The 14,357-nt window shown below is 66.6% G+C and carries 14 protein-coding genes and 2 tRNA genes; 5 read left to right on the forward strand and 11 right to left on the reverse strand.

Features of this window, described 5'->3' with window-relative positions; all coding sequences use genetic code 11:
• Positions 1–219: 219 nt before the first annotated feature.
• Positions 220–672 (reverse strand): DUF6918 family protein, encoded by a 453-nt coding sequence (locus ACZ7KI_RS19855; protein WP_470274578.1) that lies wholly within the window; start codon positions 670–672, stop codon positions 220–222.
• Between the two features lie 167 nt (positions 673–839).
• Entirely contained in the window at positions 840–1,361 is a 522-nt protein-coding gene (locus ACZ7KI_RS19860) for a DUF2020 domain-containing protein (protein ID WP_470274579.1), read from the reverse strand.
• Between the two features lie 100 nt (positions 1,362–1,461).
• Between ACZ7KI_RS19860 and ACZ7KI_RS19865 the strand changes: the two genes are divergently transcribed.
• The 5 genes from ACZ7KI_RS19865 (at position 1,462) to ACZ7KI_RS19885 (ending at position 6,211) form a co-directional block, all read left to right on the forward strand.
• Positions 1,462–2,178, forward strand: coding sequence for a hypothetical protein (locus ACZ7KI_RS19865; RefSeq protein ID WP_470274640.1), 717 nt, complete (start codon positions 1,462–1,464; stop codon positions 2,176–2,178).
• A complete protein-coding gene (locus ACZ7KI_RS19870; RefSeq protein ID WP_470274580.1) occupies positions 2,178–2,819 on the forward strand; it encodes a pyridoxine/pyridoxamine 5'-phosphate oxidase in 642 nt (213 codons plus the stop codon). Before ACZ7KI_RS19865 ends, ACZ7KI_RS19870 begins: the two co-directional genes overlap by 1 nt.
• A gap of 93 nt (positions 2,820–2,912) precedes the next feature.
• Positions 2,913–4,190 carry a M14 family metallopeptidase gene (locus tag ACZ7KI_RS19875; protein ID WP_470274581.1) on the forward strand — a complete coding sequence of 426 codons (1,278 nt, stop codon included), beginning with the start codon at positions 2,913–2,915 and terminating at the stop codon, positions 4,188–4,190.
• 154 nt (positions 4,191–4,344) lie between these two features.
• Entirely contained in the window at positions 4,345–5,349 is a 1,005-nt protein-coding gene (locus tag ACZ7KI_RS19880) for a helix-turn-helix domain-containing protein (RefSeq protein ID WP_470274582.1), read from the forward strand.
• Positions 5,350–5,359: 10 nt separating this feature from the next.
• Complete coding sequence (locus tag ACZ7KI_RS19885) at positions 5,360–6,211, forward strand: ADP-ribosylglycohydrolase family protein (RefSeq protein WP_470274583.1); 852 nt, start codon at positions 5,360–5,362, stop codon at positions 6,209–6,211.
• Here the strand turns inward: ACZ7KI_RS19885 and ACZ7KI_RS19890 are convergent, their stop codons facing one another.
• The 9 genes from ACZ7KI_RS19890 to gyrB form a co-directional block, all read right to left on the reverse strand.
• On the reverse strand, positions 6,212–6,724 hold the full coding sequence (locus tag ACZ7KI_RS19890; RefSeq protein ID WP_470274584.1) for a YbaB/EbfC family nucleoid-associated protein: 513 nt from the start codon (positions 6,722–6,724) through the stop codon (positions 6,212–6,214). It abuts the gene before it with no gap.
• Positions 6,725–6,733: 9 nt separating this feature from the next.
• Positions 6,734–7,780, reverse strand: a complete 1,047-nt coding sequence (locus tag ACZ7KI_RS19895) for a hypothetical protein (protein ID WP_470274585.1) — start codon at positions 7,778–7,780, stop codon at positions 6,734–6,736.
• Positions 7,781–7,787: 7 nt separating this feature from the next.
• The gene (locus ACZ7KI_RS19900; protein ID WP_470274586.1) at positions 7,788–8,159 is read right to left on the reverse strand and encodes a hypothetical protein; all 372 of its coding nucleotides are present in this window, start codon (positions 8,157–8,159) and stop codon (positions 7,788–7,790) included.
• 166 nt (positions 8,160–8,325) lie between these two features.
• Positions 8,326–8,398, reverse strand: a tRNA-Ala gene (locus tag ACZ7KI_RS19905).
• A gap of 38 nt (positions 8,399–8,436) precedes the next feature.
• Positions 8,437–8,625: a DLW-39 family protein gene (locus ACZ7KI_RS19910; protein WP_016330468.1), complete on the reverse strand. Its 189-nt coding sequence runs from the start codon at positions 8,623–8,625 to the stop codon at positions 8,437–8,439.
• Between the two features lie 290 nt (positions 8,626–8,915).
• Positions 8,916–8,989: transfer RNA gene (locus ACZ7KI_RS19915), tRNA-Ile, on the reverse strand.
• A gap of 47 nt (positions 8,990–9,036) precedes the next feature.
• A complete protein-coding gene (locus ACZ7KI_RS19920) occupies positions 9,037–9,726 on the reverse strand; it encodes a DUF3566 domain-containing protein (protein ID WP_037308707.1) in 690 nt (229 codons plus the stop codon).
• Between the two features lie 36 nt (positions 9,727–9,762).
• Entirely contained in the window at positions 9,763–12,288 is a 2,526-nt protein-coding gene (gene gyrA / locus ACZ7KI_RS19925) for a DNA gyrase subunit A (RefSeq protein ID WP_470274587.1), read from the reverse strand.
• 51 nt (positions 12,289–12,339) lie between these two features.
• Complete coding sequence (gyrB, locus tag ACZ7KI_RS19930; protein ID WP_470274588.1) at positions 12,340–14,307, reverse strand: DNA topoisomerase (ATP-hydrolyzing) subunit B; 1,968 nt, start codon at positions 14,305–14,307, stop codon at positions 12,340–12,342.
• Positions 14,308–14,357: the final 50 nt, after the last annotated feature.

Genomic DNA, 14,357 nt, shown 5'->3' on the forward strand with positions numbered 1-14,357 from the left:
CCTCTTACGTCTTGGTGCCGAAGATCAACGCGCCCAACAAGGTGACCGGCGGACTCGTCTCGCCGAAAGCGCGCCAGCGCGACGGCGAGACTTCACCGGTCGCGCGCCCTCTTTTGGGCCGAAGGCCCACGTAAACGCGATGAAGGGGCGCCCTTCCCTCCCAACAGAACGTTGAAAGCGAACGGGCGCCCCTTCGGCGCGCTTTACGTCAGCGCGCGATTAAACAGACGCAGCGTGCTTGTCGATCAGCTGGCCGACGCGGGGAAGGGCCTCCTCGACGTTCTTCTTGCCGTTCGGGCGCAGCTTGCCGTAGACCTTCTTGATGCTGTCGCGGCTGCTCTTCTCGGCGCGCGCGTCGGTGACCGACAGGAGCGCGTCCGAAGCCTCGTCGCCGCGGCTGGCCAGGTAGGCGCCGAAGTCGTTGCCGCCCTTGGCCTTGTAGTCGCCGTAGAACGGCTCGAGGGCACCGGCGAAGTCGTCGAGCAGGGTGTCGACGGCGGCGGGGATGATGCCCGGCTTGATCTTCTTGACGGCCGCGAAGCCGGTCTTCACGACGGCACCCGAAACGCCGCCCTTGTCCGACACCTCGGCGTCGACGAGACCTTCGAAGTCGCTCACGACCGCCGGACGACGGCTGGAGTCGAGCAAGATTTCCTTGAGGGTGTCAGCCACGAAACCTGTCCTTTTGTCTTATGGGGAGAAATGATCTTTTGTGCCGCCGAGCCACACCGCAAGGCGGCCTCCGCCGGATCTGGCGTTGCGCTGGTCCCGCGAACCGTCGCGCGTGCGGCACAGGGTAGTACAAGATCAACTTCACTCTGACGTGTGGATACCACTACCTAGAGACGCAGCGCACCGATAGCCTCCTTCGCCACCGTGCGCGCTTTGATGCTCTGCTTCTGATTGGTCGTCACGACTACCGCGTTCCCGCCCTTCGCGACGGCGTAAACGGCGCCGTCACCTGACGGCTGGTAGCCGCCTTTCCAGCCCGCCGGTTCGTCGGCGGGGTTGGACGTGTCGATGGGTGCGGCCCGGTCCACCAGTGCCTTGGCCACGGCGGGTTCCCCGACGTACACGCGCACCGTGAGCTGTAGTTTCCCGCTGAGCGCGTAGAAGAAACAGGTCGGATGCGGCTGATCCGCCGAGGTTTTGACCTTGGAGACCTTCTGCCCGTTGGCGTCCGAAACGGATTCGGCGCTCAGGTACGGGCACGGACCCTTGCCGGTGGGTTCCGGCGTCGGCGGGAGCTGGGGCGCCGGGCTGCTCGACGGCGCGGCCGGGTTCGTCGCGGGCGGTTGTTCCTTCGGCCCACAGGCCACCAGGAGCGGTACGACGAGCGGCAGGATCAGGAGACGTCGCATAGTGGCGTCCAGTGAAGCAGATCGGATGACCGCGTCGCCGCAACCATCCGCCCTGTTCATGCGACGATGGCGGGGCGTGACGGGTCTTCAGGAGGCATCAGTGCTCACCAAGGAGCAGTACCTGGGTGCGGTGGCGGAACGCATCCAGCGCAGCGGCGGCAGGTTGAACACGGTCCAGATCGGCCCGAGCGCGGCCGTCGTCGGCCTGTTCACCGAATCCGTGATGATGTCGACGATGAACTACTGCGTGGTCGCCGCGGCGATCCCGGAGGTGACGGCGCCCGCGTTGTACGACTTCACCGGGCTGGCGACACAGCACGCGCGCGCGAACGTGATGGGCACTGTCGGCTGGACGGCGGCTTCCGTGGTCATCGCCGGTCTGATCGGGGATCGAGTGTACCCGGACGCCGCGCAGGCCGCGTCGGCGAAGTCCGGCAACCAGTTCGGCGGCGAGACACGCATGGTGGCCGTCGACGTTTCGGCGGCGCAGATGTACGCGTTCGTCGGCGGGAAGCTGTGGGGCGCGGCGGTGCAGGGCTCGGTCAACGCGAAGCTGACGTTCTGTTTTCCGCAGCCCGCCGAGGTTTATCAGCAGGTGCAGTGGCAGCAGGCGCAGGGACAGCAACCGCCGATGCCGCCCGGTCCGCCGCACCAGGGCCCGCCGCCCGGTCAGCAGCCGCCTCCCGGCTGGCAGCCGCAGCAACCGCCGCCGCCGCAGTATCCGGTCGGGCCGCCGCCCGCGCAGGGGCCACCGCCCGGCCAGCATCCGCCGCACTACCCGCCGCCGGCGCACGGCCAGCGCCCGCCGGGATACTGATGAACCGCAAGTTGCGCGGCTGGCCGTCGTTTCCCGAAGAGCTGCCGGAGTTCGACACCGAGAAGACCCCGGACACGCCGAGCGAGCTCTTCCTGGAATGGCTCGACGAAGCCGGGGAACACGTGTTGGCACCGCATGCCGTCACTCTGTCCACAGTGGACGCCGATGGGATACCGGACGCGCGGGTCGTGATCCTCAAGGACGTCGACGGCGACACCTGGGCGGTCGCGACGAGTTCCGAAAGCCCGAAAGGCGTGCAGCTGGCGAAGAATCCGTACGCCGCACTGACGTTCTTCTGGCCGGGACGCGGCCGTCAGGTCCGCTTGCGCGGTCCGGTTTCGGTCGCCGATCCCGAGGTCTCCGCGGCCGATTTCACCGCCCGGCCACCGGCGTCCCGGGTGGAGGCGTTCATCGGCAGGCAGTCACAGGTGCTCGAAGATCCGGCCGACCTCGACCGCGCGGCAGCGGAAGCGGAGCGCTGGGTCGAGGAGAATCCCGGCGTGGCACCGGAAACCTGGACGCGCTATCTGGTGACACCGTCCGAAGTGGAGTTTTGGCAGGCCGACCATGATCGGCGGCACCGCCGTCTCCGCTATCGGCGGGAGAACGAGTCCTGGCGCAAAGAACGCCTCTGGCCGTAAACGGTAACTGGGAACGACGATCGTCGGGTTGTCGTGGACGATTCACTTCGACGACGGTGAACGCACCTTGTCCCCTGATCGTTCGGAGGCGAAATGTCCACACGCCGTCGCATTGGTGGCGCCTTGGCCGCCACAGGGCTCGCCCTGCTGGCCGTCACGACGCCCGTCGCGAGCGCCCAGACCGGCGACCCGGCGAGAGGGCTGTATGCGGTGGAGGGCGCGAACGACACCGGCAAGCGCACCGCCGTCGCCCGAACCGGTGTCGACGTGGCAGGTTCGCGCGGTGGCGCGCTGACCGTCGTCGCCACGCCCGAGCAGGCCGCGAGCCTGCGCGCCGGCGGGTTCACCCTGAAGCCGCTCGGTGACTTCGACAGCATGCTGAAACAACGGAGCGATCGAGCGGGCACCGCGGCCGTCGCGGGCGACTTCCCGCCGGGCGACGAGGCGTACCACACCTACGCCGAAACGACCGCTGAGCTGCAGAAGGCCGCGAAGGACCACAGCGACATCGCGACGCTGTCCAGCGTCGGCAAGTCATACGAAGGCCGCGAGCTGAACCTGCTGAAGATCAGCGACAACGCGGGCACGGACGAGAACGAGCCCGAGGTCCTGTTCACCTGCAACCAGCACGCGCGCGAACACCTCACCACCGAGATGTGCCTGCGGATCGTGCAGCGGCTCACCAGCGGATACGCGAGCGACCCCGCCATCAAGAAGATGGTCGACGAGCACGAGATCTACGTGATCCCGAACGTCAACCCGGACGGTTCCGAGTACGACATCTCCGGTGGCGAGTACCAGGGCTGGCGCAAGACGCGGAAGCCGGTGCCGGGCAGCAGCGCCGTCGGCACCGACCCGAACCGCAACTGGGACTACAAGTGGAACTGCTGCGGCGGGTCGAGCAACAGCCCGTCCGCCGAGGACTACCACGGTCCTTCGGCGTTCTCCGAGGCCGAGACCAAGGCGGTCGCGGACTTCGTGAACTCGCGGGTGGTCGGCGACGCACAGCAGATCAAGACGCACATCGACTTCCACACCTTCTCGGAACTGGTGCTCTGGCCGTTCGGCTACACGAAGAACGAAACCGACGAGGGCATGACCGAGGCCGAAGCGCGGCGGTTCGCCGACGTCGGCAAGAAGATGGCCGCCACCAACGATTACACGCCCGAGCAGTCCAGCGATCTGTACGTCACCGACGGCGACATCAACGACTGGGCGTGGGGCAAGCACAAGATCCTCAGCTACACCTTCGAGATGTATCCGAAGGACGGTGGGATCGACGGCTTCTACCCGCCCGCTTCGGTGATCCCGGAGCAGACCGCTCGCAACGACAAGGCCGTCGACATCCTGATCAACGAGGCGGGGGCTTGATCCCGCTCGGTTTCTGAGATCGGCCACTCGCGACGCCCGGCTCTTCGGCGATTCCCAGCTGAAGCTCCGGGCGTCGCCCCGTCGGTCACGACCGATAGCATGATCGACTTTGTTCTTCGGTGCCCCGAATGGCCGAATTCTGGATAATCGAGAGGTGCGCAAGCGGTTCGCGGAAGGATCTTCGATCGCGTCGACGGTGGTCACCGGCGACGACTTCGACGAACTCGAGCACACGTTCCAAGCGTTCCTCGCGCCGGACACGGTCAAGCTGCACACCCCGGCTCCCACCGGGTTCTTCGACATTTCCCAGCTCAGCGGCCTCCGCAGCCCCGGAATCGACCCGAACGGCCTCTCGGTCTACGAACTGACGCTGGACTCCGACGTCGTACTGGAGGGTGAGGAGACCCCCGACGCCTACACCGTGATCGTGACGCTGACCGGCCGCAACCAGATCACCCTCGGCCAGGAGATCGTGCCGTCGCGCCACGTGGTGACCGGACCGGACACCCGTTTCCGGACCAGATTCGAGCACCCCGACATCCTGATGCTCCGGGTCGGCAAGCAACTGGTGGCGGACGCGATGCGCGAACGGCTCGGCGAGGCGCCGACGTCGACCGTGCGCTTCGATCCGGCCATCGTCGAAACGTCGGGGATGGGCCAGTGGATCCAGCTGCTCCACACCTTCGGCGAGACCGCGGCCTCCGGCCTGTTCGACCGGTCGCCGCTGGCCGCCGCGCATTTCGAGAAGCTGCTGCTGCACGGCCTGCTCGACACACAACCGCATTCGATGTCCGGTGACCTCGCCGGGGAAGGGCCGCGGCCGAAGTCGGCGGCGGTCCGCCGCGCGATGATCCACTGCGAGGAACACGCCGCCGAGCCGGTGTCGATCGGTGAGCTGGCGATGGTCGCGCGGACCAGCGTGCGCGCACTGCAGCTGGCGTTCCGCACCGAACTCGGGCTGACACCGATGGAGTACCTGCGACGTGTCCGGCTCGACTACGTGCACCAGGACCTGCTCGCGATCGCGCAGGGACGCGCCGAAGGCACCGTCACCGATGTCGCGCTGCGATGGGGCTTCACGCATCTCGGCCGGTTTTCCGGTTTCTACCGCCAGACCTACGGCAAACTACCTTCGGAGACGGCCCGCCTCACCGCCTGAAGGAGTTCGGATGCTGGTCGAACTGGCCATCGGTGACGCGTACGGAGGTTCCTTCGAACACGCGTACCCGAGCTTCGTCGCCGAGCACAACACGCTGGCGGGGTACGTGCCGCATCCGGGCTCTCTCGGCGTGCCGAGCGGCCGCTACACCGACGACACGCAGATGACGATCGCGATCGCCGAACTGCTCGTCTCGGGTCGCCGGTGGACGCCGTCGCTGCTCGCCGAGCAGTTCGTCCTCGTCTACCACCGCGATCCGCACGACGGCTACGCGCCGCGCTTCCATCAGCTGCTCAGCGAAGTCCGTGACGGCGAAGAGCTGCTGCGCCGCCTCCAGCCGCAGAGCGACAAGAGCGGGGCGGCCATGCGAGCGGGGCCGATCGGGGTCCTGCCGACCGTCGACGACGTCCTGTACCACGCGAAACTGCAGGCCAGGATCACGCACGACACCCCGGCGGGGATCGCCGCGGCCCAGGCGGCGGCGCTCGCCGTGCACTACTGCCACCACCGGCTCGGCCCGCTGGCCGAGGTCGCACGGTGGATCGACGGGGTGCTTCCCGAGGACGTCGGGCACGGCGGCTGGGCGCGGCCGTGGTCGGGCAAGATCGGGCCGCAGGGCTGGATGAGCGTCCGCGCCGCGCTGACCGTACTCGCCGACGGCGGTGGCCTCGCCAGGATGCTGCACACCTGCGTCGCGTTCACCGGCGACGTCGACACCGCCGCGACCATCGCGCTCGCCGCCGCGTCGCGCTCGCCCGAGGTGGCCCAGGATCTGCCGCCGGTGCTGTGGCGCGACCTGGAGAACGGCGAGTTCGGCCGCGAGTACCTGGCCAAGCTCGACGAGCGGCTGCTCGACCTCTGACTACCAGGAAGGCCGGTACCGCAGACCTTGCTCGTAGTACTGGTCGTCGGACTCCGCCGGTTCGGGCTGCTCGTCCTTGGCTGGCCCGGCCGGTTCTTCCGAACGGTCCTTGAGCACCACGTTCTCGGTGCCCGCCGGAGTCCGGCGCGAGACCGGGGAAGCCGGCGTGACGGTTTCCCCGGTCTGCTGGAACGTCGGCGTGAACCCGAGCCGCCAGCGGAGCCTGTCCGTGATGTACCCGGCGTTGCCGATCGGCGCCATCAGCTCCGCACTGCGCTTCGCGGATCCTTGCTGCGCTTCTTGATAAGTCCGCATGACGGCGTCCGCGATCTCGGCAGGCGACATCCGCGACACGGCTTCGCTCACTCTGAGCCGGGTCATCACGCCGTCGGTGTTGACCGAAACGGAGATGGCGCCGTCCGGTGAGGACGCGTCCACCGACAGGGCGGCCAGCGCCTCCAGCATCGCTTGCCGGTCGACGGGGGCCTTCTTGGGAGCCGGTTTCTCGGCCACGATCCTCCGTCAGTCGACCGGTAGCGGCGACAGTTCCATCGGCGGGTCCTGGAACTTGCCGTCGTTCGAGATGTCGACGTTCTTGTCCCGGACGCGCTTTTCCGTTCCCTTGTCGGTGTTCTCCGTTTCGAAGTTGCCGGGGTCGAAGGTCTCACCCGGGCTGACGTCCGGCGGCTCGGGGATGATCGGCAGATTGTTGATCTCGACGTTGATCTTCGAGATCAGCGACTCCGTCGCGCGGAACATGCCTTCCCTGATGCTGACCACGCCATCGTGGAAGCTGTTGTAGATGGTTTCGGGGCTGTCCCCGATGATCGAAGCGTTCTCCGACATCAGCGTGGAGAGCCCGGCACCGGCCGCGGCACCGGCGACCTGGACCCCGTTCGCGGTGGTGAAGAAGGTCGCCGCGGTGAGAGCGGCACCGGCAGGCGGAACGGCCGCCACGAGCAAAGCGGCGACAGCGCCGGCGAAACCCGCCGCCAACGCCTTCGTCAAGGCGGATTCGTCTTGGCGTTCCTTGTCCTCCCGGTATTTCTCCGCGGCGGTCAGGAAGGAAGCGGCGAGGTTGCTCAGGTCGGCCCGCGCGGTCGCGATGGCGTCGCGCGCGGCCACGATGTCGGCTTCCAGCACGGTGAGTTTGGTGCCCACGCGGGAATAGGTGTTCACGAGACCCTGGATGTAGCTCTTGGCGGTCTCGGCGCCTTCACCGCGCCACTTGAGAAGCAGGACCAGGGACCGGTCGAGCGGCGCTTTCGTGTCCTGGAAGGCGTTCCAGAGCCGTTCGTAGGCCTCGATCATGGTCTGCAGGCTGTTCTCGGAGCCGACGAGTTCCGCCTCGGAGAACTCGAGGAAGAAATCGCGGACCTCCTCCTTGCGTCCGCCGCTGAGGTCCAAGTCTTTGCCCAAGAGCCAGTCCTGGAAAAGGATGTCCACCGCCGCGAAGGCCTTTTGGGCGCCCGCTTTGAGGTCGTCGGTGATTCCCTCGAGAAGTTCGCTGTTCCTGTCGTCGCCTCCGGAGGTGGTCTCCGCGTCGAGTGCGTTGAAGTACCCGTCCATCCTGGAGCTACCCCTGTTCCCCATAGGCGGCGCGGTTCACTCGCTGCCGGTTGTCCTCTTCCACGGATTCGTACAGTTCGGCGACCCTCGCCAAAGCCTGAGAGGCGTCCTGCGTACTGCGAAGCAGCTTCCCCAGCATTTTCTCGACGGCCTGGCGGTGTTCCTCGTAAGCCGCCGAAACCCCGCGCATGCCCAGAGACTTCCCGAACGCGGTGTCCGGCGCGAAAAAGCCGGGGAGAAAGGCACCGGTGGTGGGGTCGGGAGCGGGCACGTCCTGCCCTTGCACACCGGTATGGGCGGTACTGACTATGTCGGCGGCCTTCTGCAGTTCCTTGCTCGACAACCTGAGATCGTCGAGGTCGGTTTCGAAACTGACCATGTTCACCTCGCTGTCCGGATTCCAGTCCCATGTAAGCAGCGTTGACTTGGCTGGGAGCACGACTTCACGATCCGCGTTCGGTGACGAACGTCACCGCGGTCCCCGAATAGAAAACGGGGCGAGTTGTGTTGGCGCTTACCGCCGACACAACTCGCCCCGAGTGATGTGGAGCTGAGGGGAATCGAACCCCTGACCCCTGCCTTGCAAAGGCAGTGCTCTACCAATTGAGCTACAGCCCCGGATCGCAGGCGGTCATGATAACCCGCCCGCGCCGAAATCAGTTGTTGCGGGACGCGTCCGCGGCCTTGGCCGGGGCGCTTCCGTTCGTGGAGGCGGTGCCCAACGGACGCTCGGTGGGCGCGGTGGCCTCACGCCAGAGGTCGGCCTCGGCTTTGGCTGCCTTGTTGCGCTTGATCACGAACAGCACGCCGCCCGCGATGACCGCGAGTGCCAACAGCTTCTTCATCAGAAGCCCCCTCTTTCCGCCGAGTTGCTCCGCCTACCCACCGATGCTACTGCACGGCCCCTACTCGCTCCCCACCCCCACGCACCGTTCCACGTGGAACCACGGATCCCTCACCACTCCCCATGGCGGCGACTCACTCTTCCACGGCAATGGGCCCGCCAGGGCCCGGGCCGCCCCTGGGGTCCAGGGGGCGAAGCCTCCCTGGCGGGGGTCTGGGGGTTCGACCCCCAGAAATGAAAAACGCCCGGTCGTGGTTTGTGCTTTCCACAAACACGACCGGGCCAACCGGGTGGGCCCACCAGGACTTGAACCTGGGACCTCTTCGTTATCAGCGAAGCGCTCTAACCGCCTGAGCTATGGGCCCGAACGACGAGAAGATTACAGGACGCCTTTCGGCGCCCTGCAACCGGGTCACTCTCGTTCGGAAAGGGTCACTTCCAGGCCTCCGGCGAGGTCGGCGGAGACGTTGTAGATGAACGCGCTGACGGTGGCGAGTGCCGAGATCAGCACGATGTTGATGGCGCCGAGGATGGCCGCGATCCCGAAGACGCGACCGGCGCTGATCAACGGGTCGGCCGGTGCGTCGGCGCCTTCGCCGCCGACGAGCGACGAGTAGGTCCCGTTGAGTTTGTCCCATACGCCCATGCCGTCGAGGACGGTGTAGAGGACGCCGACGGCGACGAGCCACACGAAGAACAGCGCGACGCCGAGGACGAGGGACAGTTTCAGCACCGACCAGGGGTCGAAGCGTTTGATCTGCAGGCTGGCGCGACGCGGTCCGCGGCCGGGGCGGCGGAGCGCGGTCGGGGCGGCGCGGGTGCGGGAGGCGGACGGGATGGCGGAGGGGGCGGGTTGGTCGCCCTCTCCGCTGTCGCCGAACAGCCTCTTCGCGGCGGTGCCGCTGACCCCGTGGTAGTCGGTCACGGTTGTCGCGTCCTGTTTCGGTTCCGAGTAGGCCACGTCTTCGGTGGCTACCGAAGACACCGAGACCGTCTGCTCGCCGGCGCCTTCGGCCTCCCCCGCACCGCTGTCACGCTGCCAGGGCGGGCTCGACGATCCCGCCTGCGCGCCGCCTGCTTCGGGCTTCTCGGATGGTGTCACGAGGTGTCAGTCCTTACCCAGTACGTGGGGCGTCGTCTACTCCTGCTCCGACGCCGGGGTTTCTTCTCCTTCAGTACTACCTGCAGTGGCGACGTCTGAGGGCTCGTCCGCGTTGCGTGCGACCGCGAGAAGAGTGGTTCCTTCGTCGAGATTCATCAGCCGCACTCCCTTCGTCTGCCTGCCTGCCTTGCGCACCTGTCCGGCCGAAGTCCGGATCACCCCGCCGCTGGAGGTGATCGCGTAAAGCTCGTCTTCGGCGTCGACGATGACCGCACCCACCAGCCTGCCACGTTTCCGGTCGTACTGAATGGTCAGCACACCCTTGCCACCGCGGCCCTGCACCGGATAGTCGTCGGTGGGGGTGCGCTTGGCGTAGCCGCCGTCGGTGGCGACGAGGAGGAACCTGTCCGGCTGGACGACGTTGATGCCGAGCAGTTCGTCGCCGTCGTTGAACCGCATGCCCAGCACACCGGACGTCGCGCGGCCCATCGGGCGCAGTGCCTCGTCGGTGGCGTGGAAGCGGATGGACTGGCCTTCCGCGGACACCAGGAGCAGGTCGTCTTCCGCGGCCGCGAGCACGGCACCGACCAGTTCGTCCCCTTCGCGGAGGTTGACCGCGATGAGGCCGCCGGCGCGATTGGAGTCGAAGTCGGTGAGCTTGGTCTTCTTCACCAGGCCGCGCCGGGTCGCGAGCACGAGGTACGGGGAGACCTCGTAGTTCGGGATCTCGATGACCTGGGCGATCTTCTCGTCCGGCTGGAACGCGAGCAGGTTCGCGACGTGCTGGCCGCGCGCGTTGCGGTTGGCCTCGGGCAGGTCGTAGGCCTTGGCCCGGTAGACGCGGCCCTTGTTCGTGAAGAACAGGATCCAGTCGTGGGTCGAGCAGACGAAGAAGTGCTGGACGATGTCGTCCTGTTTCAGCGTCGCGCCCTGTACGCCCTTGCCGCCGCGTTTCTGCGAGCGGTACAGATCGGTTTTCGTTCGCTTGGCGTAACCCGTGCGGGTGATCGTGACGACGACGTCCTCGACCGCGATGAGGTCTTCGACCGAGACCTCGCCGTCGAACGGGATGATCTTGGTGCGCCGGTCGTCGCCGTACTTGTCGACGATCTCCTGCAGTTCCTCGGCGATGATCGAGCGCTGCCGCTCGGGCTTCTCGAGGATGTCCTTGAGGTCGGCGATCTCGAGTTCGATCTCGGCCAGGGTGTCGACGATCCGCTGCCGCTCCAGTGCCGCGAGGCGGCGGAGCTGCATGTCGAGGATCGCAGTCGCCTGGATTTCGTCGACGTCGAGCAGGCTCATCAGCGCGGGGCGGGCTTCTTCGGCCGAGGGCGAACGCCGGATCAGGGCGATGACCTCGTCGAGCATGTCCAGCGCCTTGACCAGACCGCGCAGGATGTGGGCGCGCTCTTCGGCCTTGCGCAACCGGAAGCGGGTCCGGCGGACGATGACCTCGATCTGGTGCTTCACGTAGTGCCGGATCATCTGGTCCAGCCGCAGCGTGCGGGGCACGCCGTCGACGAGGGCCAGCATGTTGACACCGAAGTTCTGCTGCAGCTGCGTGTGCTTGAACAGGTTGTTCAGCACGACCTTCGCGACCGCGTCACGTTTGATCGTGACGACGATCCGCATCCCGCTGCGGCTGTTGGACTCGTCGGCGATGTCGGAGATACCGGTGAGCTTGCCGTCGCGGACCAGGTTCGCGATGTTCTCGACCAGGTTGTCCGGGTTGACCTGGAACGGGAGTTCGGACACGACCAGGATCGTGCGGCCCTTGGCGTCCTCTTCGACCTCGACGACCGCGCGCATGCGCACGGAACCGCGGCCGGTGCGGTACGCGTCCTCGATCCCCGAGTTGCCGAGGATCATCGCCTTGGTCGGGAAGTCCGGGCCCTTGATCCGGACCAGCAGTGCGGCGAGCAGCTCGTCGTCGGTGGCCTCGAAGTTCTCCAGCGCCCATTTGACGCCGTCGGCCACCTCGCGCAGGTTGTGCGGCGGGATGTTGGTCGCCATCCCGACCGCGATCCCGGAACCACCGTTGACCAGCAGATTCGGGAACCGCGCCGGCAGGACGTCCGGCTCCTGGGTACGACCGTCGTAGTTGTCGGAGAAGTCGACGGTGTCTTCTTCGATGTCCTGCAGCATGTGCATCGCGAGATGCGCCAGCCGCGACTCGGTATACCTCATGGCGGCAGCCGGATCGTTGCCCGGCGAACCGAAGTTGCCCTGGCCGTCGATCAGCGGGTACCGCAGCGACCACGGCTGGGCGAGCCGCACCAGCGCGTCGTAGATCGCGGAGTCACCGTGCGGGTGGTAGTTGCCCATCACGTCGCCGACGACGCGGGAGCACTTGTTGTACCCGCGGTCGGGGCGGAAGCCGGAGTCGAACATCGAGTACAGCACGCGGCGGTGCACCGGCTTGAGGCCGTCTCGCACGTCCGGCAGCGCTCGCGACACGATGACGCTCATCGCGTAGTCGATGTAGGAGCGCTGCATCTCCTGCTGGATGTCGACCGGTTCGATCCGGTCGTGGTCCGGAGCCGGCGGCAAGGTTTCCGTCATGAGGTCCTTCTCGTGAGGGCAGTCCTGATTGGACAGAGAAACGGGACGTGACTACACGTCGAGGAAGCGAACATCCTTGGCGTTGCGCGTGATGAAGGAGCGGCGCGCTTCGACGTCCTCGCCCATCAGTACGGAGAACAGGTCGTCGGCCTGTGCGGCGTCGTCCAGGGTGACCTGGCCGAGCAGCCGGTTCGCCGGGTCCATCGTGGTCTCCCACAGTTCTTCGGCGTTCATCTCGCCGAGACCCTTGTAGCGCTGGATCGCGTCGTCCTTGGGGAGGCGCTTGCCCGCCTCGACACCGGCCTGGATGACGGCGTCGCGTTCCCGGTCGGAGTACGCGTACTCCGGCTCCGTCCGCGGCCACTTGATCTTGTACAGCGGCGGCCGCGAGAGGAACACGTGCCCGTGCTCGATCAGCGGGGTCATGAACCGGAACAGCAGGGTGAGCAGCAGCGTGGTGATGTGCTGGCCGTCGACGTCGGCGTCGGCCATGAGCACGATCTTGTGGTACCGCAGCTTTTCGAGGTCGAACTCGTCGTGGATACCGGTGCCGAGCGCGGTGATCAGCGACTGGACCTCGGTGTTCTTGAGGACGCGGTCGATACGGGCCTTCTCGACGTTGATGATCTTGCCTCGGATCGGCAGGATCGCCTGGTACATCGAGTCGCGGCCTTCCTTGGCCGAACCGCCCGCCGAGTCACCCTCGACGATGTAGAGCTCGCATTCCGACGGGTTGGTCGAGCGGCAGTCCTTGAGCTTGCCGGGCAGCCCGCCGATCTCCAGCGCGCCCTTGCGGCGGACCAGGTCGCGCGCCTTGCGGGCGGCCATCCGCGCCTGTGCCGAGGAGATCGACTTGTTGATGATCGTCTTCGTCTCGGTGGGATTGCGCTCGAACCAGTCGGCCAGCCATTCGTTCGACGTCTGCTGCACGAACGTCTTGGCCTCGCTGTTGCCCAGCTTGGTCTTGGTCTGGCCCTCGAACTGCGGCTCGGACAGCTTGATCGAGACGATCGCGGCGAGACCCTCGCGCACGTCGTCACCGGTCAGGTTGGCGTCCTTCTCCTTGAGCAGCTTCTTCTCGCGCGCGTACGCGTTGACGACGCGGGTGAGCGCGGCGCGGAAGCCTTCTTCGTGCGTGCCGCCCTCGTGCGTGTTGATCGTGTTGGCGAAGGTGTACACCGACGGCGTGAAGCCGTTGTTCCACTGCATGGCGACCTCGACCTCGAGGCCGGTGCCCTTGGCCTCGAAGGAGATCACGTTGGGGTGGATCGGGTCCTTGCTGCCGTTGATGTGCTTGACGAAGTCCTCGAGACCGCCTGGGTAGCAGTAGGTCTTCTCCTTGACCCGCGCCGCCTGGCCGGAGGCGTCCTCTTCGGTCTCTTCGTCGGCGACGCGCTCGTCGCGCAGCGAAAGGGTCAGGCCCTTGTTGAGGAAGGCCATCTCCTGGAGACGACGGGAGATCGTCTCGAAGTTGTAGGTCGTGGTCTCGAAGATGTCGCCGTCGGCCCAGAAGGTGATCGTGGTGCCGGTTTCGTCGGCCGGTCCGAGGTCCTCGAGCTCGCCGGGGAGCTGGTCGGTGTACTCCTGCCGCCAGCTGCGGCCGCCGTACTTGACCTCGGCCAGCAGCTTCTTCGACAGCGCGTTCACCACGGAGACGCCGACACCGTGCAGACCACCGGAGACCGCGTAGGAGTCGCTGTCGAACTTGCCGCCCGCGTGGAGCACGGTGAGCACGACCTCGAGGGTCGGCTTCTTCTCCTTGGGGTGCATGTCGACCGGGATACCGCGGCCGTCGTCGACGACGCGGACGCCGCCGTCGGCCAGCAGGGTAACCTCGACCTTGGTGGCATGACCCGCCATCGCCTCGTCGACGGAGTTGTCGACGACCTCCTGCACGAGGTGGTGGAGGCCGCGTTCACCGGTGGAACCGATGTACATACCGGGACGCTTGCGGACAGCTTCGAGCCCTTCGAGCACCGTGATCGACGACGCGTTGTACTCGCTCTTGTTCTCGGTCACAGGCGTTGATTCTCCTCGTCTCGCTCGAGCAGACGCTCGCTCATCTCCAG

Source organism: Amycolatopsis sp. NPDC039088 (assembly GCF_055598845.1).

Bases quoted from the DNA above. Each gene is read 5' to 3' on its own strand.
- ACZ7KI_RS19860 (WP_470274579.1), bottom strand. From the start codon at position 1,361: ATGCGACGTCTCCTGATCCTGCCGCTCGTCGTACCGCTCCTGGTGGCC.
- ACZ7KI_RS19885 (WP_470274583.1), top strand. From the start codon at position 5,360: ATGCTGGTCGAACTGGCCATCGGTGACGCGTACGGAGGTTCCTTCGAA.
- ACZ7KI_RS19900 (WP_470274586.1), bottom strand. From the start codon at position 8,159: ATGGTCAGTTTCGAAACCGACCTCGACGATCTCAGGTTGTCGAGCAAG.
- ACZ7KI_RS19870 (WP_470274580.1), top strand. From the start codon at position 2,178: ATGAACCGCAAGTTGCGCGGCTGGCCGTCGTTTCCCGAAGAGCTGCCG.
- ACZ7KI_RS19875 (WP_470274581.1), top strand. From the start codon at position 2,913: ATGTCCACACGCCGTCGCATTGGTGGCGCCTTGGCCGCCACAGGGCTC.
- gyrA (WP_470274587.1), bottom strand. From the start codon at position 12,288: ATGACGGAAACCTTGCCGCCGGCTCCGGACCACGACCGGATCGAACCG.
- ACZ7KI_RS19895 (WP_470274585.1), bottom strand. From the start codon at position 7,780: ATGGACGGGTACTTCAACGCACTCGACGCGGAGACCACCTCCGGAGGC.
- ACZ7KI_RS19910 (WP_016330468.1), bottom strand. From the start codon at position 8,625: ATGAAGAAGCTGTTGGCACTCGCGGTCATCGCGGGCGGCGTGCTGTTC.